The organism is Kitasatospora sp. NPDC087271, assembly GCF_044744605.1.
GTDB lineage: Bacteria > Actinomycetota > Actinomycetes > Streptomycetales > Streptomycetaceae > Kitasatospora.
Genome location: NZ_JBIUYQ010000034.1, coordinates 1 through 22991 on the forward strand (window position 1 = coordinate 1; position 22991 = coordinate 22991).

The window sequence follows — 22991 nt, forward strand, 5'->3', positions numbered from 1 at the left end:
GTCGCCCTGATCACCGACGCGATGGGCGCGGCCGGCATGGGCGACGGCCTCTACCCGCTCGGCCCGCTCCAGGTCGAGGTCAAGGACGGCGTCGCCCGGCTGGTCGAGGGCGGCGCCATCGCGGGCTCCACGCTCACCCTGGACGTCGCGTTCAAGCGCTCGCTCACCGTCAACGGCCTGACGCTGAACCAGACCGTCGAGTCGCTGTCCGCCACCCCGGCCCGCCTGCTGGGCCTCGCCGACTCGATCGGCTCGCTGGAGGCCGGCAAGCAGGCCGACCTGGTCGTGCTCGACTCCGAGGGCTACGACCTGGTCGCCGTCATGCGCCGCGGCCGCTGGGTCCTCGGCGGCGAGCGCTTCGACGTGGTGAAGCCCTCCTGACGGCCCGCCGGAACGCCGACGGCCGCCCTTCCCCCACGGGGTCGGGCGGCCGTCTCGCGTTCCGGCTCAGCCGCTCTGCCGCTCTGCCGATCAGCCGGTCGCATTCGGTTCGAGGGTGATCTGGTCGATCAGGATCGAACCGGAGGGCACGGTGAAGGTGATGGTGTTCGCCCCGGCCTGGAGCTGCGGGAGTATCCAGGTGTTGAACCAGGAGGACGCCGGGTCCTTGCCGGACGCGTAGTTCTTGAAGAGCAGCCCGCTCGGCCAGTCCTTGCCGTTCACCGAGGCGGCGCCCTTCAGGTCCCCGCCGGTGTTGTTGTAGTGCACGTTCAGCTTGTAGGTGCCGGCCGCGGCGACCTCGCCGCTCCAGGTCACCGAGCCGCCCGGCTGGAGCGTCAGGTAGCTGCCGTCGGCGGACTTGGTGCCCTTGACGCCGTTGCCGGACGGCGCGTTCTGGGCCTGGAGCTGGCCCGCGTCCACGGTCAACGGGCCGGCCGGGGCGGTGGTGCTCGCCGAGGCCGAGGCGGTCGGGGACGAACTGCCGGTCGCCGGGGTGCTGGGGGGAGCCGCGGCGGTGGTCTGGGCGCCGCCCTTGGCGGTCCTGTCGCCGTCCGGGTCGCCCGTGGAGAGCGCGATCCCCGCGCCGATCGCTATGGCCGCGACCACCGCGACCGCGCCGATCACCGCGCCCTTGCTCCGGCCGCTGCTCGACCGGTCCTCCCCCGGCTGCGGCCGGGAGTGCTCGGCGTAACGGGTCTGCTGGGTGGGCGCGGTGCCGTACTCGGGCTGCTGTTGCTGCGGCGGGTACGGCTGCTGGCCGCCGGGGTAGCCCTGCTGCGGCCCCGCCTGCTGGCCGTACTGGGGCTGCTGCGGCCGCGGCTGGTAGGGCTGCTGCCCGTACTGGGCCCGGCCGACCTCCATCGGACGGCTGTACGGCGTCCGGGGCACGCCCTGCTGTGGCTCGGCCGGCTGCCCGGAGGCACCCTCCGCCGGGCGGTAGAGGTAGCCGAACGGGTCGTCGTCCTGCGGGGCACCGCCCTCGGGCGCTCCGTTGTTGCCGGCGGTCGTCACGGTGGTCAACTCCCCCATCCGGTTCGCGCCGCCGGGATGCGGGGCCGCCGGCGCAGATCATGGACGCTGTCGTACCCGGGAACCCTACCTGTCCTTTGTGACAGCCGGAAAAGAGCCCTTGACAACCCGTGGGTAACCAGGACCGGCGGGGTTCAGCCCGCCCGTCGGTGCGAACGCTCGCCCCGCGCGCCGCGCACCGCGCCGCCCCGGGCCCGCTTCTCGTCGTACATCCGCTCGTCCGCGGTGTGCAGCACCTCCTCGATGCTCATCCCGCAGCCCGCCCAGCCGACCCCGAGGCTCACCCCCACCCGCATCGCCCGGCCGTCGATCCGCATCGGCGGGATGATGGCGCCCCGCAGCCGGTGGGCCAGGTCCTTGGCCTCCTCGCGGCCGATCCCGTCGGCCAGCACGACGAACTCGTCGCCGCCGAGCCGGGCCACCGTGTCGCCGTCCCGGACGGCCTGGCTCAGCCGCCGGGCGACCTCGACCAGCACCGCGTCGCCCGCGTTGTGGCCGAACCGGTCGTTGATCGACTTGAAGCCGTCCAGGTCGCAGAAGAGCACCGCGAGCCCCTTGTCCGGCGACGCCGCGACGCCGGAGCGGAACGGTGCGGACCACGCCTCGCCGCCCGGGCCCTGGTCGGCCGGGACCACCGCGTGCACGTGCTCCCCGTAGCCCGGGGCGAGGCCGTACGGCGGGCCGCCCTCGGGCATCCCGTAGCCGTGCACCGGCCCGCCGTACGGGTCCGCGCCCTCCAGCCGGTCGTACGCGGCGTGCGCGCTGTAGGAGTCGGCCGGGTAGCCGTACGGCGCCGGGTAGGCCGGCTCGCCCGGCCCGGCCGGGGCCCCGACGGTCTGCGGCTCGGCGCAGAGCCGGCGGCCCAGCCGGGCCTTCAGTTCGGCGCCGTTCGGCAGGCCGGTGAGCGCGTCGTGGCTGGCCCGGTGGGCGAGCTGGAACTCGTGCCGCTTGCGGTCCTCGATGTCCTCGACGTGGGTGAGCAGGAAGCTCGGGCCCTCGGCCGCGTCCGCCACGATCGAGTTGCGCAGGCACACCCACTGGTAGCCGCCGTCCCGCCGGGACAGCCGCAGTTCCGCCCGGCCGCTCTCGGCGCTGGTGCGCTCCAGCAGCGCCCGGTCCTCCGGGTGCACGAGGTCGGCGAAGCTCTGCTGGCGCAGCACCGCGCGGGGGCGGCCGAGCAGGCGACAGAGCGCGTCGTTGACCCTGGTCAGCTGGCCGCGCCCGGCGCCGTGCAGTTCGGTGATGGCCATCCCGCTGGGCGCGTACTCGAAGGCCTGGCGGAAGCTCTCCTCGCTGGCCCGCAGGGCCTGCTGCTCCTTCTCCAGGCGGGCCAGTGCGCGCTGCATCTCGGCCCGCAGCCGGGCGTTGCCGATCGCGATGGAGGCCTGCAGCGAGAACATCTCCAGCGCCTCGCGGGTCCACGCCCCGGGCCGCTTGCCGCTGCGCGGGCGGTCCACCGAGAGGACGCCGAGCAGGTCGCCGCCGGCGCTGTACATCGGGGCGAGCAGCCCGTCGGCGGGGTGCCAGTCGTTGGCGTAGACGGGCAGCGGGCCGTCCCCGATCCAGCGCGGGATGTCGCTGGCGACGGCCCAGCCGCGGTCGTACGGCAGGAAGCGCAGGGTGCCCCAGTGGTCGCTGACGCCGAGCAGTCGGTCCCAGGACTCCCGGGAGCCGACCTGGCCGAGCAGGACGGAGGGGCCGCCCATGGTGCTCTCCTCCAGCTCCCAGACGGCCGCCACCACGAGGTCCCCGTCCGGGCGGACCAGGCTGACCGCGGCGGCGTCGAAGCCGAGCCCGTGCACCGCACCCTCGACGACGGCCTGCAGCGTGCCCGCCAGGCTGCGGGCAGCGTTGAGGTCCGCCACGACCCGGTGCAAGGTGCGGAGGGTCGCGAGACGGACGTACGGCTCCGACTCGGCTTCCATGCGGGGGCTCCCCGGCTGCTTCGGATAGTTCTTGATTGGTTATCGTCCGATTGCCAGAAGAACTGAATCACAGGGAGCACAGCGTTCGGCACGCTCGGTCAGCAATAGGCCATCACTTGTGACTTAAATCACACGACACTAATGCACCCTTAATCAGCTCATCCGCCCCATAGCGGGACATAAAGCGCTATCGGAATATTTCCCTTGGTCGACCGCACCGGCCTCGCGCTGAAGCCCGCTGCCGCCCGGCAGGCCCCTTGCTTCACTCCTGAGGGTGAGTCCCGAACCCGGCCGCAGCCCCGCCCCGTGCGCCGCTGGTCCTACGACCTCGGCCCGATGCCGATTCCGGCGGACGCCGACTACCGTGCGGTACGTGTACTCGTCCCCGCAGCCCGAAGCTGCCTCCCACGCCACGCCCGACGAGTTCCGGGCGGCACTCTCCCAGCTCGCCTCCGGCGTGAGCCTGGTGACCGTCCACGACCCGGAGGACGGCGAGGACGTCGGCATGACCGCCACGTCCTTCCTGTCCGTGTCGCTGGAGCCGCCGCTGGTCCTGATCTCGGTCCGCGAGGACTCCCGGATGGACGAGGTGCTCTCCCGCACCGACACCTGGGCGGTCTCGCTGCTCACCGAGGGGCAGAAGGCGCTCGGCTCCCGCTTCGCCATGAAGGGCCGGCTCAGCGACCGGCTGCTGTTCGCGGACACCCCGCACCACCGCGGCCCCCGCTCCGGCGCCCCGCTGATCGACGGCGCGCTCGCCACCGTCGAGTGCCGCACCGAACAGCGGATACCGGCGGGCGACCACACCCTGCTGCTCGGCCGCGTCCTGGAGGCCGCGGTACCCAGCCCGGCCGGCCGGCCGCTGCTCTACTTCCGCGGCGGCTACCGCGCCCTCGGCTGAGCCGCCCCGGCTACTCGCCGCCCCGCGGCGACTGCCGCCCCTGCTTCAGCTCGGAGCGGCGCCGCTTGTTGGACAGCCGGCGCTCGACCATCCCCCGGCTCGGCCTGGTCGCCCGGCGGGACTTCGGCGGCGGAGCGCACGCCTCGGTCAGCACCGCCGACAGCCGGGCCGCGGCCGCCTCCCGGTTGCGCCACTGCGAGCGGAACTCCGAGGCCTGGATCACCAGCACCCGGCCGTCCACCAGCCGCCCGGCCAGCCGCTCCAGCGCGCGCTCGCGCCACACCTCGGGCAGCGCCTTGGACGCCGCCAGGTCGTAGCGCAGCTCGGCCTTGCTGTCGGAGGTGTTGACGTGCTGGCCACCGGGGCCGGAGGAACGCGAGAAGCGCCAGACGAGCTCGGCGTCGGGGACGACCACCGACCCCCGTACGCGGATGGGCTCGGGCATGCGTCCATCATCCCGCGCCCGCACCGCCCGGTCACCCGGTTATCCGCGACGGCCGGCGGCCCGGTTCCGCTCCACCGCCCGCAGCCCGGACAATGGCGTACGTGATCGAGCTCGGCTACTCCCTCTCCAACCGCTTCCCCGACCCCCCGCAGACGGACTACCGCTCCGCCCCGGTGCGGTCCCTGCGGTACGACCTGTTCTGCGGCGACGTCTACCTGGACGCCGAGGGCGCCGAGCTGTCCACCGGCTGGGGGTGGGTGCCGGTGCTCGACTTCGCCTGGGCGCTGTGCGACATCGCCGAGGAGCTGGACCGCGACCCGGACGGCGGCCGGGCCGCCCGGGTGCAGACCGCGGACCTCGACTTCACCCAGAACACCGAGCTGCTGCGGTTCGCCCGCCGCTTCAACTGGGTCGAGATCACCGCGACCTGGCTGCCGGACGAGCCGCCCGCCGTGGTCCGCCACGGCGAGCTGCGGCGCGAGGCCCGGGACTTCCTCCAGGACACCCTCGCCGACCTCTTCGATATGCACCCCGAGCTGGCCGACAATCCGAACATCTGGTCGCTGCAGGGCCGGTTCCCCCGGATCTGACCAGGGCATTGTCAGGCCTTTGCCAGCGGATTGGCGTCCACGAAGAATTCACGGACTTCGCGGAACCAACCCACCGGAGTATTGCGTTGTCCCGGAAAAAGCGAACGAAGGGACTGCAATCGCCATGCCAGTGAGCCTTTCCAAGGGTGGCAACGTCTCGCTGACCAAGGAGGCCCCGGGCCTGTCCGCGGTCAGTGTCGGCCTGGGCTGGGACGTCCGGACCACGACCGGCACCGAGTTCGACCTCGACGCCAGCGCGATCGTCCTGAACGCGGACGGCAAGGTGCTCTCCAACGGGCACTTCGTCTTCTTCAACAACACCAGCAGCCCGGACAACACCGTCGTGCACACCGGCGATAACCGCACCGGTGAGGGCGCCGGCGACGACGAGTCGATCAACGTCAACCTGGCCGGCCTGCCGGCCGAGGCCGTCAAGATCACCTTCCCCGTCACCATCTACGACGGGGTCGCCCGCGGCCAGAGCTTCGGCCAGGTCCGCAACGCGTACATCCGCGTGGTGAACGCCGCCGGCGGCGCCGAGATCGCCCGCTACGACCTCTCCGAGGACGCCGCCACCGAGACCGCCATGATCTTCGGCGAGCTCTACCGCAACGGCGGCGAGTGGAAGTTCCGCGCCGTCGGCCAGGGCTACGCCTCCGGCCTGGCGGGCATCGCCCAGGACTTCGGCGTCCAGCTCTGACGCCCCGCCGGGCCCCTCCCGGCCCGGCACACCGCCGGAACGAGAGCGGCGCGGGACATCGGTCACACCGACGTCCCGCGCCGCTTTCGCGCACCCGGCCCGGGCTCAGGACCCAGGGACTCTCTTTCGGATCACGTCGCGCGCCCGGCGTGATCCGAAAGAGAGCCCCTAGCGCGAGGCGCGCAGCTCCGGCAGCTGGATCAGCTCGGTCTCGTCCTCCGGGGTCAGGTCCACCACCGCGGGCGCACCCGGCGCCGGCTCGGCCGCCGGCTGCGACGCCTGCGAGCCGACCACGGCCTCCTGCACCTCACGGGCCTCCTGGGCCTCCTGCGCCTCGGCCTTCGCCTGCGCGGCCACCGCCTCGTCGCCCACCACGTCGGCCAGGTCCGTGCGCTCGCCCAGTTCGGCGACGCTGCCCACCGCCGGCGCCGGGGCCGCCGCCCGCACGGCCGCGCCCGTACCCCGGCCGAAGAAGCTGAAGCCCGGCCCGCGCACCGCCCCGGACTGCGCCGACCGCGGCCGCTGCCGCTCCACCGGCGCGGGCGCCGCGACCGGAGCGGACGGCGTCCCGCCGAGCTGCCCGACCGTGGCGGTCAGCGCCGGGCGCACCGGCGCGGGCCGCACCGGGGCCGGGGCCGCGGCCTGTGCCTGGTCCTGTGCCTGCACCTGCGCCTGCGCCTGCGCCTGCGCCACCGGAGCCTGCTCCGGAGTGGGCACCGCAGGGACCACCGGCGCCGGCACCGAGGGCGCCACCACAGCGGGCGCGGGCGCCGGGGCCGCAGCGGCCGGCGCCGTACGCGCCCGCAGCGCGACCTCCGAGCCCGCCGTCCGCTCCCGCCGCGCCTCCTGCTCCGCCGCCCGCCGCTCCAGCAGCCGCAGCACGGACGCGGCACGGACGAACGCGGCCGGGCTGGCCGGGTACTTGGGGCGGCTCGCGGCGAGCGCCCGCTGGGTCGCCTCGGCCTCCTTGAGCGCCTGTTCGGCCACCGCCACGGCCCGCTCCCGCAGCAGCCGGGCGATCTCGGTCTCGGCCTTCGCCAGCCGCGACTTCTCCGCCGTCAGCCGCCGCCCGAACCGGGTGGCCCGCTCCTCGGCGACCTCCGCCGCGTACTCGGCCTCCGCCAGCTGCTCCTCGAAGCGCTCCTCGGCCCGCAGCCGCTGCGCCGCGGCCATCTCGGCGGCCGCCCGGGCCGCCTTGTCCCGCTGCCGCAGCAGCAGCGCGAAGCCGAGCGTCGCGACCACCGCCGCGACACCCACCGAACGCACCAGGACGGCGTCCTGACTGAAGAGCAGAGCGGCCAGCGCGGCGACGAGCAGCACGCCGGCGGCGGTGGGGGGGAAGATCCGGCCGAGGACGGAGGAATGACGGTGGCGTCCGCGAGACATGCCAAGAAACTAGCGTGCGAATTGGGGCCGTGTCAGCCCAGGGTCCTCTTCCGCCCTTGACAGTGTGCAAGTTTTACCGCACGTGCCCGGCGTTTCACTCAAGATCACGAAAAAAGACCTGTTCAGCGGGGCGAGGGCGCCGGGCCGCCCGGATCGTCGTGGTTCTCCGGCAGCTTGCACACGTGCTGCAACCAGAGCGCCGCCGCGATCACCGCGGCCCCCGCCAGCACCGCGAGCCCGGCCGTGACGGCCTGGTCCTTGCGCGCCGACACGTCCAGTTCGCCCAGCAGGAAGATCCCCGCGCCCGCGTAGACGCCGGTGACCACCGCCGAGACCAGCGCGCTGGCCTGCCCCAGCACCACCGCCCGGGCCGCCAGCAGCGGGTCGACGCCCTTCGCGCCGGGCTGCCGCTCGCGCACCGCCTTCAGCCGGGACCGCAGCGAGAGGGCGGTCGCCAGCAGGACCACCGCCACCGCCGCCAGCACCACCGGCGCCGCGACCGGCACGGCCGGCAGCGTGTCCAGGGAGGCCCAGAGCTTGGCACCGGCCCAGGACAGCGCCGTGGTAGCAGCGGTGATGCCGACCAGCAGGCGTAGGCGAAGCAGCTTCACTCGGAGGAGGTCCTTCCCGGGGTTACCAGAGCCGGCCGCCGCCCGGTGGCCCGGCACGGCGGCGCCAGGCCACCGTACCGGGCCCGACCGGGCGGGCACCCGCGCGAACGGCGGACACCTACTCGTACGGCCGGGCCCCCCGGTCGAGTTCCCCGGCCGCCCTCACCGGGCCGCCGGGCCGGGGCCGGTCACTCCGGCAGCGTCAGCCGGATGTCGTCCCGCCGCCGGACGCCCTGCGCGCCCGGGCCGCCGAGCGCGTCCAGCAGTTCGCCGACCTGCCCGTGCCCGGGCACCTCGGCCTCCGGCTGGGCGTCCAGCCAGGGGGCGAGCACGAAGGCCCGCTCGTGCGAGCGCGGGTGCGGCAGCAGCAGCTGCGGGTCGTCGCTGAGCACGCCCTCGTAGGCCAGGATGTCGACGTCCAGGGTCCGCGGACCCCAGTGCACCGTCCGGACCCGCCCGAAGGCGTCCTCGATCGCGTTGCCGCGCTCCAGCAGGTCGCGCGGCGGCAGCGAGGTGCGCAGCACGACGACCGCGTTGTAGTAGTTGGGCTGCTCGTCCGGGCCGCCGACGGCCTCGGTCTCGTAGACCGCGGAGACGGCCTTGATCTTGAGCCCGGGGGTGTCGGCGAGCGCGTCGACGGCGCCCTGGAGGGTGTCCAGGCGGTTGCCCAGGTTGCTGCCGAGTGCGATCACCGCGCAGCGCTGGCTGTGCAGTGTGGTGTCGGCGGAGTCCACCCGGCTCTCCAGGTCGAACGTGGTCGGCGAGGCGGTCGGGTCGCTGGTGCTCATCGAGATCCCTCTGCAACTGGAACGGGGCGCACGGCGGCGGTCATGCGCGGCCCCGGTGAATGGTCACGGTCACGTCGTCGAACGGCACGGTGATCGGGGCGTCGGGCTTGTGCACGGTCACCTCGACCTCCTCGACCGCTTCGTGCTTCAGGCACTGGTCGGCGATGCGCTGGGCCAGGGTCTCGATCAGGTCGACCGGCTCCCCCGCGATGATCGCGGTGACCTCCTCGGCCACGAGGCCGTAGTGCGCCGTGCGGGTGAGGTCGTCGCCGGACGCGGCGGGGCGGGTGTCCAGGTACAGCACGAGGTCGACCACGAAGGTCTGGCCCTCGATGCGCTCGCGCTCGAAGACGCCGTGGTTGCCCCGGGCACGCAGCCCCCGCAGGGTGACGCGGTCCAGCAAACGAATCACTGCTCCCAGTCGGACGGGCCCCACCCGGAGAATGGCATGGACGAGCGGGGCGAAGGCGGGCAGCACACCCGCCACTCCGTTTCGAATCTACCCGCGGGCGCTGACAACGTCTGACCGTCCTACCCGGCACGAACCGTCGCCACGCGCACCGGAATGGCGATTGACGTGAACGTTCGGTGACCACTCGGGAATTCCCGGGCGACCTCCCGGCCGCGTTTTCCGAAGGCCGCCCGAATCAGTCCTCGTCCTCGTCGTCGCCGCTGGTCAGAACGGGTGAACCGTGGTGCGACCAGAGCTTCCACCCGCCCGGGGTACGGCGGAACAGATTCGTCGACACGACCTTTCCGCCGACCAGCGGACCGAGTTCCCCCTCCTCCTCCGCCTCGCCGCCGGAGAGGATGTTCTCGGTGCACGTGACAAGGGCCACATCTCCGTGGACCTCGGCCTCGACATCGGTCAGGAAGAACTGGATGTACTCCGTGTTCATCATGATCAGCATGTACGAGCGGGTCACCTGCGCCCGCCCGCGCAGCACCGGCCAGCCGGGGTGCACGCACACCACGCCGCCCTTGTCGTCCGCGTCCGCGGCCCCCAGCCAGGCGTCCTCGACCGCCTCCAGGTCCCCCTCCTCCAGTGCCTGGTAGAGCGCCTGGTTCGCCGCGAGCACCGCCTCCAGGTCCGCCTCGCGGGCCTGGCCGGCCGTTCCGCCGCTCAGCCTGCCGTCACCTGTCACAGACCCTCCCTCACCCCTTGCCGGGCCGCGTGCTGCCAGGCCGCGACCACCCGGACGGCGTCCGCCGTGCCGGACACGTCGTGCACCCGCACCGCCCAGGCGCCGGCCTGGGCCGACAGCACCGACACCGCGGCGGTCGCGTCGTCGCGCTCCCGGGCCGGGCGCAGCGCCCCGGTTTGCGGGTCGGCCAGCAGCGTACCCAGGAACCGCTTGCGCGATGCGGCGACGAGGACGGGACGGCCGAGCGCGGTGAGCGCGTCCAGCCGGCCGAGCAGCGCCCAGTTGTGCTCGGGGGTCTTGGCGAAGCCGAGGCCCGGGTCGAGGATCAGCTGGTCCTCCTTGACCCCGGCCGCCAGCAGCGCGTCCACCCGGACGGCCAGCTCGGCGACGACGTCCGTCACCACGTCCCGGTAGACCGCCAGCCGCTCCATGTCCGCGGACTGGCCGCGCCAGTGCATCACCACGAACGGCGCGCCGGTGTCGGCGACCACCCGGGCCATCGCCGGGTCGGCGAGCCCGCCGGAGACGTCGTTGACGAGCGCGGCACCGGCCGCCACGGCCTGCTCGGCGACGGAGGCCCGCATGGTGTCGACCGACACCACGACCCCGGCGGCGACGAGCTCGCGCACCACCGGCAGCACCCGGCGCAGCTCCTCCTCCTCGGGCACCCGCTGCGAGCCGGGCCGGGTGGACTCGCCCCCGACGTCCACCAGGTCCGCGCCGCGGGCGCGCAGGGCGAGCCCGTGCGCGATCGCCTTGGCGGGGTCGTGCCAGAGGCCGCCGTCCGAGAAGGAGTCGGGCGTGACGTTGACCACACCCATCACGGCGCAGCGGTCGAGCCGCGGCAGTCCGGCCGGCAGCGAGAAGGACGGCGAGTTGCTCATGCGCCCATTATCGAACGGGGCCCCCGCCGAGGATTCTCGGCGGGGGCCCCGTTGGTCGCGGCGGTGCCTCAGGCGGCCTCGGTGACGCCGCGGGCGCCCGGGGTGGGCATCAGGCCCTCCCGCTGGCGCCGGCGGCCGAAGCGCGGCATGCCGAGGGTGATGAAGGCCTCGGCCTGCATCGCGGCGAAGCCGATCCGCGGCAGGTCCCGGGTGTTCGGGAAGACCAGGAAGCGCGGTTCCCACTCGGGCTGGAACTTGGCGTTGAACTTGTACAGCGACTCGATCTGGAACCAGCGCGAGAGGAACACCAGCAGCCCGCGCCAGGCCCGCAGCACCGGGCCGGCGCCGATCCGCTCGCCGCGGGCCAGCGCCGAGCGGAACATCGCGAAGTTGAGCGACACCCGGCGCACGCCCATCGCGGGCACGGCCTGGAGGGCGGCGACGATCAGCAGCTCGTTCAGGCCCGGGTCGGCCGCGCGGTCGCGGCGCATCAGCTCCAGCGAGATGCCGTCCGGCCCCCAGGGCACGAAGTGCAGCACGGCCTTCAGGTCGTCGCCGCCCTCCCCCTCCTCCGGGGCCTTGTGGGCGGTGACCACCACGCAGTCGTCGTCCAGCGGGTCGCCGAAGCGCCCGAGGGCCATCGAGAAGCCGCGCTCGGTGTCGGTGCCGCGCCAGCGGGCGGCGGCGTCGGCGATCCGGTGCTTCTCCTCCAGGGTGAGGTCGCTGACCCGGCGCACCTGGCAGGAGTAGCCGTTGCGCTCGATCCGCTTGACCATCTGGCGGACGTTGCGCATGGCCCGGCCGGCGAGCGAGAAGGTGGCGGTGTCGACGATCGCCTCGTCGCCCAGCTCCAGCGCGTCGAGGTCCGCCTCGCGGGTCCAGACCTCGCCGCCGACCTCGCTGCAGCCCATCACGGCCGGCACCCAGGCGTGCTCGCGGGCCTCGGCCATGAACACCTTGATCGCGCCCGGCCAGGCCTCGACGTCGCCGACCGGGTCGCCGGAGGCCAGCATCACGCCGGAGACCACCCGGTAGGAGATCGCGGCCTTGCCGGTGGGCGAGAACAGCACGCTCTTGTCGCGGCGCAGCGCGAAGTAGCCGAGCGAGTCGCGCTCGCCGTGCCGGGTGAGCAGCTCGCGGACCTTCTCCTCGTCCTCCGGGGTCAGCTCCGGCTTGGGCTTGCCGGGGCGCAGCGCCAGGTAGGCGGTGGTGAAGGCGGTCAGCAGGCCCAGCCCGCCGAGCAGGTAGGCGACCAGGTCGGACATCCGGACGTTGTTGTACCGGATCGGCCCCTCGAAGCCGAACAGCCCGTACACGACGTGCTGGAGGCGCTCGGGCAGGGCCGGGTAGCCGATCTCGTACTTGGTCCGGGTGCTCACGATCAGCAGGCCGAGCAGCACGCTGACGGCGCCCATCACGATCAGGTTGACCAGCGCCCGCCAGCGGGTGCGCGGGTCGGCCTTGGCGTAGAACTCGCGCTGGTGCACCAGCATCACCACGAAGACCGCCAGCGAGACCACCGCCGGGCCGACCTGGTGCCAGCGCACGATGTGCAGCGCGGCGCCGACCGGCAGCAGCACGCACACCGCCCGCCAGGCCCGCCGCTTGCGCCGGCGCAGCGCGTGCGCGAGCAGCACCAGCAGCAGGCCGACCATCATCGTCCCGACCGCGGCCAGCGAGGTGGTACCGCCGGGCAGCTGCCCGGTGAAGGTGTGCATCTTGGAGTGCCGGAGCTTGGGGAACACCGCGCTGGCGATGTCGACCAGGCCGATCAGCAGACAGGCGTACCCGACCGCGCCGGGCAGCCAGGCCCTCGGAACAGCCGCCGCCTGGGTGCGAAGCGTCTGCAGGCCGCGTCGACGACGCGGCTGCTCGGGGCTCGGCTCAACGGACACGGGAACGCTCATGGAAGCTCAGCGTAGAGGCTGCGGGACGCCGTCCGGTCACTCCGGGGGAGCACGTGTGATGGACCTTCAATGCCTTTTCCTTCATCAGGCAATGCGCATACCAAGAACCCGGAAACGGTCGGTAAACCGGTGCCGTGGGCGCGCTGCGGTGGAGCCGGGGACGGAGCCGAGGGCCTGCCGCCGCGTGGCGCGGCAGGGTCCTCCGGTACGCCGTACGTACGGTGGACGCCGCATTCTAGGGCGCCGGTTGCCTGCGGCTCCCCCCGCCCTCCCAGCTCGCCCGGGCATCCGGACAGCCTAGCCGCGGTGGCCGGAGCTGACGGACCGCCAGACGATGAGGCGTGCACCGACAGTGTCCCACCGGAAGGCCGACGGCATGGAACTGACCAGCGAAGCGCTGGTGAACTCGCTGCTCGCACTCGGCGCTGCGGCTCTCGTCACCACCCTGTGGCTCTGGCCGCGACTGGCGCGCCAGCGCCCGCTGCCCGTCCTGGGCCGGATCGGCCTGCTGACCGTCACTCAAGTCGCGGTCGTGGCCGTGCTGGCGCTGGCGGTGAACAACTCCTTCGGGTTCTACACCTCGTGGGACGACCTGCTCAGCCCCGGCAGTGCCAAGCTCGCGCTGACCAGCAACGAGAACCACAAGGGCGACGCCCCGACCTCGGACACGCAGCTCCAGCCGACCGACGAGGGCGGTCTGGAGACCGTCGCCGACCTGCCCAAGGGCCCGCCCGAGGAGGTCGGCAAGGTCGAATCGGTCCGGGTCACCGGCAAGGAGACCGGACTGTCCGACCAGCTGTTCGTCTACCTGCCGCCCGAGTACTTCGACCCGAAGTTCGCCCTGGTCCGCTTCCCCGTCCTGGTCGCCATCTCCGGCTTCCCCGGCACCTCGCTCAACCTGATCAAGGAGCTGCCGCTCCTGCGCACCGCGGCCGAGCTGCGGAAGTCCGGCAAGATGCCGCCGACCGTCGTGGTCATGACCCGCCCGACCGTCGCCCCGCCGCGCGACACCGAGTGCGTGGACGTCCCCGGCGGCCCGCGCGCCGAGACCTGGTTCACCAAGGACCTGCCGGAGGCGCTCCGGACCAGCTACCGGACCGGCCGCTCGGCCGCCTCCTGGTCCGTCTTCGGCTACTCGACCGGGGGCAGCTGCGCGCTGCGGCTGGCGATGCGCTTCCCGAACGTCTACGGCATCGGGGTGGGCCTGCACGGCGAGTACAAGGTCAAGGCGGACCAGTTCACCGGCGGTGACCTGTTCGCCGGCGACGCCGCCCTGGCCCAGCAGAGCGACCTCGACTGGCGGCTGACGAACCTCCCGGCCCCCGCCCTCTCGCTGCTGGTGGTCTCCTCCCGCAAGGAGGGCGACTTCGCGCAGACCCTCCAGTTCGTCGACCACGCCCAGCAGGTCGCCGCGGCCAACCCGCAGTTCAAGGTCGACTCGCTCTACCTGGACGACGGCGGCCACAACTTCGACAGCTGGACCCGTGAGCTGCCGTCCTCGCTGGAGTGGATCGGCGAGCGGCTCGGCTGACGCGGACAGGCGACGTGGCCGGGCGACGTGGCCGGGCGACGGCCGGCCGGTCCGAGCGGAACGGCCGGCCGTTCCGCTATCGGCCGATGATGAGGCTCATCGCCTCGGCCCGGGTGGCCGGGTCGCGCAGCTGGCCGCGGACGCACGAGGTGATGGTCTTGGCGCCGGGCTTGCGGATGCCGCGCATCGACATGCACATGTGCTCGCACTCGACCACGACGATCGCCCCGCGCGGCTCCAGGATCCGCATCAGCGCGTCGGCCACCTGGCTGGTCAGCCGCTCCTGCACCTGGGGGCGGCGGGCGTAGACGTCGACCAGCCGGGCCAGCTTGGACAGGCCGGTGATCTTGCCGCTGGCGGACGGGATGTACCCGACGTGCGCCACGCCGCGGAACGGCACCAGGTGATGCTCGCAGACGGACGTCAGCTCGATGTCCTTCACGAGCACCATCTCGTCGTGCCCGAGGTCGAAGGTGGTGGTGAGGACGTCCTCGGGCTCCTGCCAGAGGCCCGCGAATATCTCCTTGTAGGCGCGCGCGACCCGGGCCGGGGTCTCCAGCAGCCCCTCGCGGTCCGGGTCCTCACCCACGGCGAGCAACAGCTCGCGGATGGCGTTCTCGGCCCGCTTCTGGTCGAAGGTCCCGACGGTGGGTGGACCGTCGAGCGTCACCGGGTCGATCATGCGGGCCTCGCTTACTTGGGACGACTTTGCTGAACAGCACGGATGCCGCGTCTCCAGGGTACAAACCCCGGTGACGCGGCATCCATTCCGTACGGTGCGCGGGATCAGCCCTCGGCGGGCGGCTCCGACGTCGGCAGCGGCGGGAGCTTCACGATGTCCACCGGGGCGGTGTCGATCGCGGCGGCGCCGTTGGTGAGCGCCAGCTCCTTCGGGGACTGCACCGGAGGCCGGGTGGACGGCGTGCGACGGGACGAGCCCGTCCAGGCCGGCCGGGCCGGGCGCTTCACGATCGTGGCGAAGATCTCCGCGATCTGCTCCTTGTTCAGGGTCTCCTTCTCCAGGAGCTCCAGAACCAGGTTGTCGAGCACGTCGCGGTTCTCGACCAGGATCTCCCAGGCCTCGTTGTGCGCGTTCTCGATGAGCTTCTTGACCTCTTCGTCCACCAGCCCGGCGACCTCTTCCGAGTAGTCGCGCTGGTGGCCCATCTCACGGCCCAGGAACGGCTCCGCGTTGTCCGAGCCGAACTTGATGGCACCGAGCCGCTCGGTCATGCCGTACTGGGTCACCATGGCCCGGGCGGTGGCGGTGGCCTTCTCGATGTCGTTCGACGCACCGGTGGTCGGGTCGTGGAAGACCAGCTCCTCCGCCGCGCGCCCGCCCAGCATGTAGGCCAGCTGGTCGAGCATCTCGTTGCGGGTGGTGGAGTACTTGTCCTCGTCCGGCAGCACCATGGTGTAGCCGAGGGCCCGGCCGCGCGAGAGGATCGTGATCTTGTGCACCGGGTCGCTGTTGGGGCACGCCGCCGCCACCAGGGCGTGGCCGCCCTCGTGGTACGCGGTGATCTTCTTCTCCCTCTCGGACATGATCCGAGTGCGCTTCTGCGGACCGGCCACGACGCGGTCGATCGCCTCGTCCAGGATGCCGTTGTCGATCAGCTTCTTGTCCGAACGGGCCGTCAGCAGAGCGGCCTCGTTGAGGACGTTCGACAGGTCCGCGCCGGTGAAGCCGGGGGTGCGCTTGGCGACGGCCGAGAGGTCGACGTCGGGCGCGATCGGCTTGCCCTTCTGGTGCACCTTGAGGATGTCCAGCCGACCCTGGAGGTCGGGGCGCTCGACCGCGATCTGGCGGTCGAAGCGGCCCGGGCGCAGCAGCGCCGGGTCCAGGATGTCGGGGCGGTTGGTGGCCGCGATCAGGATCACGCCACCCTTGACGTCGAAGCCGTCCATCTCGACCAGCAGCTGGTTGAGGGTCTGCTCGCGCTCGTCGTGACCGCCGCCCAGACCCGCACCGCGGTGCCGGCCGACGGCGTCGATCTCGTCGACGAAGACGATCGCCGGGGCGTTCGCCTTGGCCTGCTCGAAGAGGTCGCGGACGCGGCTGGCGCCGACACCCACGAACATCTCGACGAAGTCCGAGCCGGAGATCGAGTAGAACGGCACCCCGGCCTCGCCCGCGACGGCACGCGCCAGCAGGGTCTTGCCGGTACCGGGCGGGCCGTAGAGCAGCACACCCTTGGGGATCTTGGCGCCGACGGCCTGGAACTTGGCCGGCTCCTGGAGGAACTCCTTGATCTCGTGGAGCTCCTCGACCGCCTCGTCGGCGCCCGCGACGTCCGCGAAGGTCGTCTTCGGGGTGTCCTTGGTGAGCAGCTTGGCCTTGGACTTGCCGAACTGCATGACCCGGGAGCCGCCGCCCTGCATCTGATTCATCAGGAACAGGAAGACCAGGACGATGATGACGATCGGGAGCATCGACAGCAGCAGGCTGACGAAGGTGCTCTGCTTCTCGGGGCTGATGGTGTAGCCCTCGGCGAGCGTGCTCTGGTCGTTGTCGTTGATCTGGGCCTGGAGCTTGTCGGCGATCGCAACACCCTGGTCGCCGATGTACGAGGCCTGGAACTTGCTGCCGGACGGCGTCTTGCCGGTACCGGCGTTGGACAGCGTGGCGCCGTCCTTCAGCTGGATCTTGATCGTGTTCGAGTCACCAGTGGTGATCTGCGCGGACTTGACCTGCTTCGCGTCGATCGCCGCGACGACCTGACCGGTGTCCACCGTCTTGTAGCCGTTCGAATCCGAAACGACCTGCATCAAAACGATGACGGCGAGGACGGCCAGCACGATCCACATGATCGGCGCACGGAAGTATCGCTTGACGTCCATCCATGCGGGGCGTTGCCGCCCCGTCCCTCCTGCCACTCAGCGGCGCCGCGGGCTGGGTGCCGCCGGCGCATCCTGGTCGGTGCTCATGTGAAGAGCGGTTTTAATGGACCGTACCGCAGTCGCACCCGCCCATGGCGGGAGCACAGCGACACGGCCGTCGTTCTTGGTCCCCCCGGTCCAACGGGCGGGAACCGGCTCCTGTTCCCACCCGTAGCCCGAACGGAGCCCTCAGCCCCCGTAGACGTGCGGGGCGAGCGTCCCGATGAAGGGCAGGTTACGCAGCTTCTCCGCGTAGTCCAGGCCGTAGCCGACCACGAACTCGTTCGGAATGTCGAAACCGACGTACTTCACGTCGATCTCGACCTTGGCCGCGTCCGGCTTGCGTAGCAGGGCGCAGACCTCCAGCGAGGCCGGGCCGCGCGAGCTCAGGTTGCCCAGCAGCCAGGACAGGGTCAGACCGGAGTCGATGATGTCCTCGACGATCAGGACGTCCCGGCCGGCGATGTCGGTGTCCAGGTCCTTCAGGATGCGGACCACGCCGGAGGACTTGGTGCCCATGCCGTAGGAGGACACCGCCATCCAGTCCATGGTGACCTGCGAGTGCAGGGCCCGGGCGAGGTCGGCCATGACCATCACAGCCCCCTTGAGGACGCCGACGATCAGCAGGTCCTTGCCTGCGTAGTCCCGGTCGATGCGCTCGGCCAGCTCCAGGAGCTTGGCGTCGATCTCGTCCTTGCTGATGAGCACCTTCGCGAGGTCAGCGCCCATGTCGTTCTGGTCCACCGGGGATACGTCCTCAAACGTTCGGGGTCTGTGTGGCCGGCGGCCGACTACCCCGGGACATGCCCGCCCGTCAGTCGCCCTGCCGCCGAAAGACCAGCGTGCCACACCTGCGGGTGGCCTCGACGCCCCCGGGTAGGTGCAGCGGCCCCTGGCCGCGCCATCCGGTGACCAGCAGGTCGATCGTCTCCAGGTGCCGCGCGAACAGGTCCCCGGCCGGGCAGCCCGCCCGCAGCGCGGCCCGGCGCAGCACCCGGCGGCGGACCGCGGGCGGGAGCTCGGCGAGCTTCACCGCGTCCAGGGCGCCCTCACCCGTCCGGAGGTCGCGTTCGGCCAGGGAGGCCCACTGGTCGAGGGCGTCCGCGTCGTCGCGGAACAGCCGGGCGGTGCGGGCCAGCGCCTCGACCACCCCGCCGCCCAGGTGCTTCTCCAGCACCGGCAGCACCTCGTGCCGGACCCGGGAGCGGGTGTAGGCGGGATCACAGTTGTGCGGGTCGTCCCAGACCGGGATCGCCTGGGCGGAGCAGGCCTGCCGGGTGGCCGCCCGGTCCAGCTCCAGCAGCGGGCGGCGGTAGCGGCCCTTCTGCGCCGGCATCCCGGCCAGCGAGCGGGAGCCCGAACCGCGCGCCAGGCCCAGCAGCACCGTCTCGGCCTGGTCGTCCCGGGTGTGGCCGAGCAGCACCGCGAGCGCGCCGAGCCGCTCGGCGGCCGCGTCCAGGGCCGCGTAGCGGGCGTCCCGGGCGGCGGCCTCCGGGCCGCCGGACCGGCCGACGCGCACCGGGATCGCCTCGACCGGGTCCAGGCCGAGCGAGCGCAGCCGTTCGGCCACCTGGGCGGCCCGGTCGGCGGAGCCGGGCTGCAGGCCGTGGTCCACGGTGACGGCGCCGACCCGCAGGCCGATCTTGGGGGCTTCGAAGGCGGCGGCGATGGCCAGCGCCATCGAGTCGGCGCCGCCGCTGACGGCGACCAGCACCAGCGGCGAGCCGGGGGCGGCCGGGGTCCGGGGCAGTCCGGACGGGTGCCGGGCGGCGTTGCCGATCAGGGTGGTGCCGACGGCGGCGCCCACCAGGGGCGCCCCGGCCGGGCGCTGGCGGGGCTCGCGCACGGGCGCGGTGAAGGTGGTACCGGCCTCGGCGGCGAGGTCGGTGAGCGTGCGGCGGACGGCCAGGCGTATCGCTGCGACTGCGGGGTGTGGACCCACGGCGGACGACTCCTCGACGGAGGGGACAGGACGGCGGCTCGCGCGGCGGGGCCGCGCAGCTTCATGAGCGCCCTGTTACCGGGCGCTCACAGATGGTGGCAGAAAGGAGCACCCCGCTACGCCACCCGCGCCACCGGTACGACCACCGTCCCACGTTCGGGTGAATGGAGAAACGTATCTTCACCCTCCGTCTGCCCGATTGGACCACTCGTACGAGCGGGTTTGACCACCACCGACCACCGCGCGGCGCTTGGGGTCCGAACCCCGTCCGAGCCCCGTCCGAGCCCGCCTCAGCGGGCGACGCGGGCGACCCAGGCGGCCGGATCGTGGATCTCCTCCTTGGTCGGCAGCGTGTTCGGGGAGGTCCAGACCCGGTTGAAGCCCTCCATGCCGACCTGCTCCACCACCCCGCGCACGAACACCGCGCCGTCCTGGTACTGGCGCAGCTTCGCGTCCATCCCGAGCAGCCGGCGCAACAGCAGGTCGAGCCGGTTCGCCCCGCGGTCCCGGCGCTGCTGGAACTTCTCCCGGATCTCCGCCACGGTCGGCACCACCGCCGGGCCGACCCCGTCCATCACCACGTCCGCGTGGCCCTCCAGCAGCGACATCACCGCCGTCAGCCGGCCCAGGATCTCGCGCTGCGCCGGCGACTGGACGACCTCCATCAGCCCCGCCGACGGCATGCCGTCCCGGCCCCCGGCACCCGGCAGCCCGCCGCCGAGCGAACCCGCCGCGTCCCGCAGCCGCTCCAGCAGGGCGCCGGGGTCCACGTCGGTCTCCGCCAGGAAGGACTGCACCTCGGACTGGATGTGGTCGCGCAGCCACGGCACCGCGGTGAACTGCGTCCGGTGCGTCTCCTCGTGCAGGCAGACCCAGAGCCGGAAGTCGGACGGGTCGACGTCCAGCTCCCGCTCGACGTGCACGATGTTCGGCGCCACCAGCAGCAGCCGGCCCGGCCCCGGGCCCTCCGGCCCCAGCCGGGGCTTGTCGAACAGCGCTGCCGGGCTGTCCGGGGCCTCCAGCGAAGGCTCCGCCGGGGCGAAGGTCTCGTACTGGCCGAGCACCTTCCCGGCCAGGAACGCCAGCAGCGCGCCCACCTCGATCCCGGTGGCCTTCTCCCCCACCGCGCCGAACACCCCCGCCGTCGGGCTGCTCGCCCGGCGCGCCTGGAGCTTCTCCACCAGCGGCTGGACCACCGTGCGGAAGCCGGCCACGTTCGCCCGCACCCAGCCCGGGCGGTCCACCACCAGCACCGGCGTCGCGGTGGCCGCCGTCAGACTGCTCGACCGCATCCCCGTGAACGCCCGGACGTGCTCCTCGGCCTCCAGCGCGTGCCGGCGCAGTTCGGCGACCACGGCCGCCGCCTCCGCCCGGCTCACCTCCGGCCCCGGCCGCACCAACCTGGTCGCGGTTGCGACCGCGAGATTCCAGTCGACCATGCCAGCACCGCCACTCGCGCTCGTCATGCCCTCACCGTACGTGCTCCCACCCACCAGCGGCAGCCACCCGCCACGAACACCCTCACCCCGCCCCCGGCGGGGCGGGGGCCGCGGGCGGGCGGGGGCGGGTCAGCGGCAGCCGCAGGCGGCGAGGCGGGCGGCGATGCGGTCCATGGCGGCGCGCGCGGTGTCGGCGGGGGCGGTGGTGCGGGTCATGACGGCGAAGGCGAGGAGGCGGCCGTCGGCGTCGACGACGGTGCCGGCGAGGGTGTTGACGCCGCTGAGGGTCCCGGTCTTGGCACGGATCAGGCCGGCCGCGTCGGCGGCGCCCGAGCCGGTGCCGTAGCGCTTGCCGAGGGTGCCGGTGAAGCCAGCGATGGGCAGGCCGGTGAGGACCGGGCGCAGGGTCGGGTGCTGGTCGGAGGCGGCCAGGGCGAGGAGCCGGACGAGGACGGCCGGCGGGACGGCGTTGCCCGGGTGCAGTCCGCTGCCGTCGTTCAGGGACACGCCCGCCATCGGCACGCCGAGCTTGGCGAGCTCCCGGGTGACGGCGGTGGCGGCGCCCTCGAAGCTGGCCGGTTGGCCCGCGGCGAGGGCCGCCTGACGGGCCATCGCCTCGCCGATCTGGTTGTCGGAGGTGGTGAGCATGCGCTCGACCAGCCGGGCGACGGTCGGCGAGTCCACCCGGCCGAGGACGGGGGCGGCGGAAGCGGCCGGGGCGGCGGCGGGCCTGGCCGTGCCGTCGACGGTGACGCCCTGGGCCTTGAGCAGAGCGGCGAAGACCTCGGCGGCCTTCCCGGCCGGGTCGGCGACCCGGGCCGGCGCATCGTCACGGCTCTTGGGGTCCACCTTGGCCTCGTCGACCATCAACGGGACGACCAGGGCGATGTTCTGCCCGTCGTGGTTCTTGTGCTGCGGGTTGCCCGCGTACATCGACAGGTCGTAGTCGAGCTTGACGGTGGTGGTGCCGGCGGCCTTGAGGGCGGCGGCGGTCTGCCGGGCCAGGGCGTCGAGCGAGGCGGGGGCGGTGTCGGCGTCGGCCGCCCGGCCGCCGATCTGGACCTGGTCGGCGGGCAGCGCGGTGAGCGTCGGGTCGCCGCCGCCGACCAGGGTGATCGTGCCGGGGTCCGCGCCCCGGACCACCCGGGTGGTCAGCCGGGTGTCGCCGGGGATCAGCGACAGGGCCGCGATCGCGGTGGCCAGCTTGGTGGTGGAGGCGGGGGTGGCCGGGGTGTTCTCGCCGGAGCCGTACAGGAGTTGGCCGTCGGCGGCGTCCGCGACGGCGAAGGTGACGGTGCCGAGGCTCTTGTCGGCGACGGCGGCGGCGAGCGCCTGCTGGAGGCCCTGGGCGGTGGGGGCGGCGGCGGGGCCGCCGGCCTCGACGGTGGCCAGGACGGCGCCGGGGGCGGGGGCCGGGCGGGCGCCGCCGCCCGGGGCGGGGGCCGAGCCGGTGGGGCCCGTGGAGCCGGTGCCGGTGGGCGTGGAGCCGCCGGTGGTGCCGGGGGCGGTGGGCTGTTCGCCCGGGCGGGTGGCCGGGGTGTCGCCCGGTCTGGGCTTGCCGTCGCCCCTTCCCCGGCCGCCCTTCCCGCCGTCGCGGCCGTCCCGGCCGTCGCCCCGGCCGTCGCCCTCGCCGTGCTCGGTGCTGTGGCCGCCGGGGCCCGGGGAGGGCTGCGCGTACGCTCCGCCCGAGGTCAGGACCGTTCCGGCGACCAGCAGGGCCGCTCCGAACAGCCCCGCGGCCGTCCCCCTGCGGCGGCGCGCCGCCCCGACCCCTGTTCCCACCGACCGGCCCCTTTCCTGAGCACTCACTCCCGTAGGAGACACTTGGATTCTGTCAGTCCCTACCTTGGAGGAACCGTTGGAATTCGACGTCCTTATCGAAATCCCGAAGGGCTCTCGTAACAAGTACGAGGTCGACCACGAGAGCGGCCGGCTGCGGCTCGACCGGATGCTCTTCACCTCGACCCGCTACCCGGCCGACTACGGCTACGTGGAGGGCACGCTCGGCGAGGACGGCGACCCGCTGGACGCGCTGGTGATCCTGGACGAGCCGACCTTCCCGGGTTGCCTCATCAAGTGCCGTGCCATCGGCATGTTCCAGATGACCGACGAGGCCGGCGGCGACGACAAGCTGCTGTGCGTTCCGGCCACCGACCCGCGCTGGGAGCACCTGCGGGACATCCACCACGTGTCGGAGTTCGACCGCCTGGAGATCCAGCACTTCTTCGAGGTCTACAAGGACCTGGAGCCGGGCAAGTCCGTCGAGGGCGCCAACTGGGTCGGCCGCGCCGAGGCCGAGGCCGAGGTCACCGCTTCGATCAAGCGTCTGGCGGAGCAGGGCGGTCACTGAGCCGTCGTTCCGATCTCGTTCGATCAGATAGTTCTGAGCAGTTCGAGGTAGGTCGGGGCAGCCGGAGGCCGGGGTTCGCGGATTCGTCCGCGGGCCC

At 73.0% G+C, this 22991-nt stretch carries 22 protein-coding genes; 6 read left to right on the forward strand and 16 right to left on the reverse strand.

All coding sequences use genetic code 11. The features are described from left to right. Window positions 1-381: amidohydrolase family protein (locus tag ACIO9K_RS34225; RefSeq protein WP_363625038.1), on the forward strand; the 381-nt coding region annotated here is incomplete at its 5' end. Between the two features lie 90 nt (window positions 382-471). Here the strand turns inward: ACIO9K_RS34225 and ACIO9K_RS34230 are convergent. Then, window positions 472-1461 carry a hypothetical protein gene (locus tag ACIO9K_RS34230; RefSeq protein ID WP_363625037.1) on the reverse strand — a complete coding sequence of 330 codons (990 nt, stop codon included), beginning with the start codon at window positions 1459-1461 and terminating at the stop codon, window positions 472-474. Window positions 1462-1604: 143 nt separating this feature from the next. Beyond that, window positions 1605-3395, reverse strand: a complete 1791-nt coding sequence (locus ACIO9K_RS34235; protein WP_363625035.1) for a diguanylate cyclase domain-containing protein — start codon at window positions 3393-3395, stop codon at window positions 1605-1607. Window positions 3396-3768: 373 nt separating this feature from the next. Between ACIO9K_RS34235 and ACIO9K_RS34240 the strand changes: the two genes are divergently transcribed. Continuing rightward, window positions 3769-4296: a flavin reductase family protein gene (locus ACIO9K_RS34240; protein WP_350885220.1), complete on the forward strand. Its 528-nt coding sequence runs from the start codon at window positions 3769-3771 to the stop codon at window positions 4294-4296. Window positions 4297-4306: 10 nt separating this feature from the next. On the opposite strand, the gene arfB is transcribed toward ACIO9K_RS34240, so the two are convergent. Continuing rightward, window positions 4307-4741, reverse strand: a complete 435-nt coding sequence (gene arfB, locus ACIO9K_RS34245) for an alternative ribosome rescue aminoacyl-tRNA hydrolase ArfB (protein ID WP_363625031.1) — start codon at window positions 4739-4741, stop codon at window positions 4307-4309. 92 nt (window positions 4742-4833) lie between these two features. Between arfB and ACIO9K_RS34250 the strand changes: the two genes are divergently transcribed. Together ACIO9K_RS34250 and ACIO9K_RS34255 are read left to right on the forward strand one after the other, a co-directional pair. Continuing rightward, window positions 4834-5331 carry a hypothetical protein gene (locus tag ACIO9K_RS34250; protein ID WP_400335640.1) on the forward strand — a complete coding sequence of 166 codons (498 nt, stop codon included), beginning with the start codon at window positions 4834-4836 and terminating at the stop codon, window positions 5329-5331. Window positions 5332-5455: 124 nt separating this feature from the next. After that, window positions 5456-6031 carry a TerD family protein gene (locus ACIO9K_RS34255; protein WP_350885215.1) on the forward strand — a complete coding sequence of 192 codons (576 nt, stop codon included), beginning with the start codon at window positions 5456-5458 and terminating at the stop codon, window positions 6029-6031. A 168-nt stretch (window positions 6032-6199) separates the two neighbouring features. Here the strand turns inward: ACIO9K_RS34255 and ACIO9K_RS34260 are convergent, their stop codons facing one another. From ACIO9K_RS34260 to ACIO9K_RS34290, 7 genes are all read right to left on the reverse strand, one after another. Beyond that, window positions 6200-7417: a hypothetical protein gene (locus ACIO9K_RS34260; protein WP_400335642.1), complete on the reverse strand. Its 1218-nt coding sequence runs from the start codon at window positions 7415-7417 to the stop codon at window positions 6200-6202. Between the two features lie 122 nt (window positions 7418-7539). After that, window positions 7540-8028 (reverse strand): DUF3180 domain-containing protein, encoded by a 489-nt coding sequence (locus ACIO9K_RS34265; RefSeq protein ID WP_363586581.1) that lies wholly within the window; start codon window positions 8026-8028, stop codon window positions 7540-7542. Window positions 8029-8216: 188 nt separating this feature from the next. Next, window positions 8217-8816 carry a 2-amino-4-hydroxy-6-hydroxymethyldihydropteridine diphosphokinase gene (folK, locus tag ACIO9K_RS34270; protein ID WP_363586580.1) on the reverse strand — a complete coding sequence of 200 codons (600 nt, stop codon included), beginning with the start codon at window positions 8814-8816 and terminating at the stop codon, window positions 8217-8219. Between the two features lie 40 nt (window positions 8817-8856). Further along, the gene (gene folB / locus ACIO9K_RS34275; RefSeq protein ID WP_063351209.1) at window positions 8857-9216 is read right to left on the reverse strand and encodes a dihydroneopterin aldolase; all 360 of its coding nucleotides are present in this window, start codon (window positions 9214-9216) and stop codon (window positions 8857-8859) included. Between the two features lie 247 nt (window positions 9217-9463). Then, window positions 9464-9961 carry a nuclear transport factor 2 family protein gene (locus ACIO9K_RS34280; RefSeq protein WP_063348246.1) on the reverse strand — a complete coding sequence of 166 codons (498 nt, stop codon included), beginning with the start codon at window positions 9959-9961 and terminating at the stop codon, window positions 9464-9466. Continuing rightward, window positions 9958-10845: a dihydropteroate synthase gene (gene folP / locus ACIO9K_RS34285; protein ID WP_350885208.1), complete on the reverse strand. Its 888-nt coding sequence runs from the start codon at window positions 10843-10845 to the stop codon at window positions 9958-9960. The genes ACIO9K_RS34280 and folP overlap by 4 nt, the downstream gene beginning before the upstream one ends. Window positions 10846-10913: 68 nt before the next feature. After that, a complete protein-coding gene (locus ACIO9K_RS34290; RefSeq protein WP_363625029.1) occupies window positions 10914-12752 on the reverse strand; it encodes a phosphatidylglycerol lysyltransferase domain-containing protein in 1839 nt (612 codons plus the stop codon). A 376-nt stretch (window positions 12753-13128) separates the two neighbouring features. Between ACIO9K_RS34290 and ACIO9K_RS34295 the strand changes: the two genes are divergently transcribed. Then, on the forward strand, window positions 13129-14283 hold the full coding sequence (locus tag ACIO9K_RS34295; protein WP_400335646.1) for an alpha/beta hydrolase: 1155 nt from the start codon (window positions 13129-13131) through the stop codon (window positions 14281-14283). Window positions 14284-14359: 76 nt separating this feature from the next. Here ACIO9K_RS34295 and folE read toward each other — a convergent pair whose 3' ends face one another. From folE to dacB, 6 genes are all read right to left on the reverse strand, one after another. Then, window positions 14360-14965, reverse strand: coding sequence for a GTP cyclohydrolase I FolE (gene folE / locus ACIO9K_RS34300; protein WP_063348250.1), 606 nt, complete (start codon window positions 14963-14965; stop codon window positions 14360-14362). 104 nt (window positions 14966-15069) lie between these two features. After that, window positions 15070-17124 (reverse strand): ATP-dependent zinc metalloprotease FtsH, encoded by a 2055-nt coding sequence (gene ftsH, locus ACIO9K_RS34305; RefSeq protein WP_363586576.1) that lies wholly within the window; start codon window positions 17122-17124, stop codon window positions 15070-15072. Window positions 17125-17352: 228 nt separating this feature from the next. After that, the gene (hpt, locus tag ACIO9K_RS34310) at window positions 17353-17907 is read right to left on the reverse strand and encodes a hypoxanthine phosphoribosyltransferase (protein WP_063348252.1); all 555 of its coding nucleotides are present in this window, start codon (window positions 17905-17907) and stop codon (window positions 17353-17355) included. Window positions 17908-17977: 70 nt separating this feature from the next. Further along, window positions 17978-19105: a tRNA lysidine(34) synthetase TilS gene (tilS, locus tag ACIO9K_RS34315; RefSeq protein ID WP_363586575.1), complete on the reverse strand. Its 1128-nt coding sequence runs from the start codon at window positions 19103-19105 to the stop codon at window positions 17978-17980. A gap of 290 nt (window positions 19106-19395) precedes the next feature. Continuing rightward, complete coding sequence (locus tag ACIO9K_RS34320) at window positions 19396-20571, reverse strand: zinc-dependent metalloprotease (RefSeq protein WP_363625026.1); 1176 nt, start codon at window positions 20569-20571, stop codon at window positions 19396-19398. Between the two features lie 102 nt (window positions 20572-20673). Further along, the gene (dacB, locus tag ACIO9K_RS34325; RefSeq protein WP_363625024.1) at window positions 20674-22326 is read right to left on the reverse strand and encodes a D-alanyl-D-alanine carboxypeptidase/D-alanyl-D-alanine-endopeptidase; all 1653 of its coding nucleotides are present in this window, start codon (window positions 22324-22326) and stop codon (window positions 20674-20676) included. Between the two features lie 76 nt (window positions 22327-22402). Between dacB and ACIO9K_RS34330 the strand changes: the two genes are divergently transcribed. Beyond that, window positions 22403-22894 carry an inorganic diphosphatase gene (locus ACIO9K_RS34330; protein ID WP_063348256.1) on the forward strand — a complete coding sequence of 164 codons (492 nt, stop codon included), beginning with the start codon at window positions 22403-22405 and terminating at the stop codon, window positions 22892-22894. Window positions 22895-22991: the final 97 nt, after the last annotated feature.

Bases quoted from the DNA above. Each gene is read 5' to 3' on its own strand.
- ACIO9K_RS34235 (WP_363625035.1), bottom strand. From the start codon at position 3,395: ATGGAAGCCGAGTCGGAGCCGTACGTCCGTCTCGCGACCCTCCGCACC.
- arfB (WP_363625031.1), bottom strand. From the start codon at position 4,741: ATGCCCGAGCCCATCCGCGTACGGGGGTCGGTGGTCGTCCCCGACGCC.
- ACIO9K_RS34250 (WP_400335640.1), top strand. From the start codon at position 4,834: ATGGCGTACGTGATCGAGCTCGGCTACTCCCTCTCCAACCGCTTCCCC.
- ACIO9K_RS34255 (WP_350885215.1), top strand. From the start codon at position 5,456: ATGCCAGTGAGCCTTTCCAAGGGTGGCAACGTCTCGCTGACCAAGGAG.
- ACIO9K_RS34260 (WP_400335642.1), bottom strand. From the start codon at position 7,417: ATGTCTCGCGGACGCCACCGTCATTCCTCCGTCCTCGGCCGGATCTTC.
- folK (WP_363586580.1), bottom strand. From the start codon at position 8,816: ATGAGCACCAGCGACCCGACCGCCTCGCCGACCACGTTCGACCTGGAG.
- folP (WP_350885208.1), bottom strand. From the start codon at position 10,845: ATGAGCAACTCGCCGTCCTTCTCGCTGCCGGCCGGACTGCCGCGGCTC.
- ACIO9K_RS34290 (WP_363625029.1), bottom strand. From the start codon at position 12,752: ATGAGCGTTCCCGTGTCCGTTGAGCCGAGCCCCGAGCAGCCGCGTCGT.
- ACIO9K_RS34295 (WP_400335646.1), top strand. From the start codon at position 13,129: ATGGAACTGACCAGCGAAGCGCTGGTGAACTCGCTGCTCGCACTCGGC.
- folE (WP_063348250.1), bottom strand. From the start codon at position 14,965: ATGATCGACCCGGTGACGCTCGACGGTCCACCCACCGTCGGGACCTTC.
- ftsH (WP_363586576.1), bottom strand. From the start codon at position 17,124: ATGGACGTCAAGCGATACTTCCGTGCGCCGATCATGTGGATCGTGCTG.
- ACIO9K_RS34320 (WP_363625026.1), bottom strand. From the start codon at position 20,571: ATGACGAGCGCGAGTGGCGGTGCTGGCATGGTCGACTGGAATCTCGCG.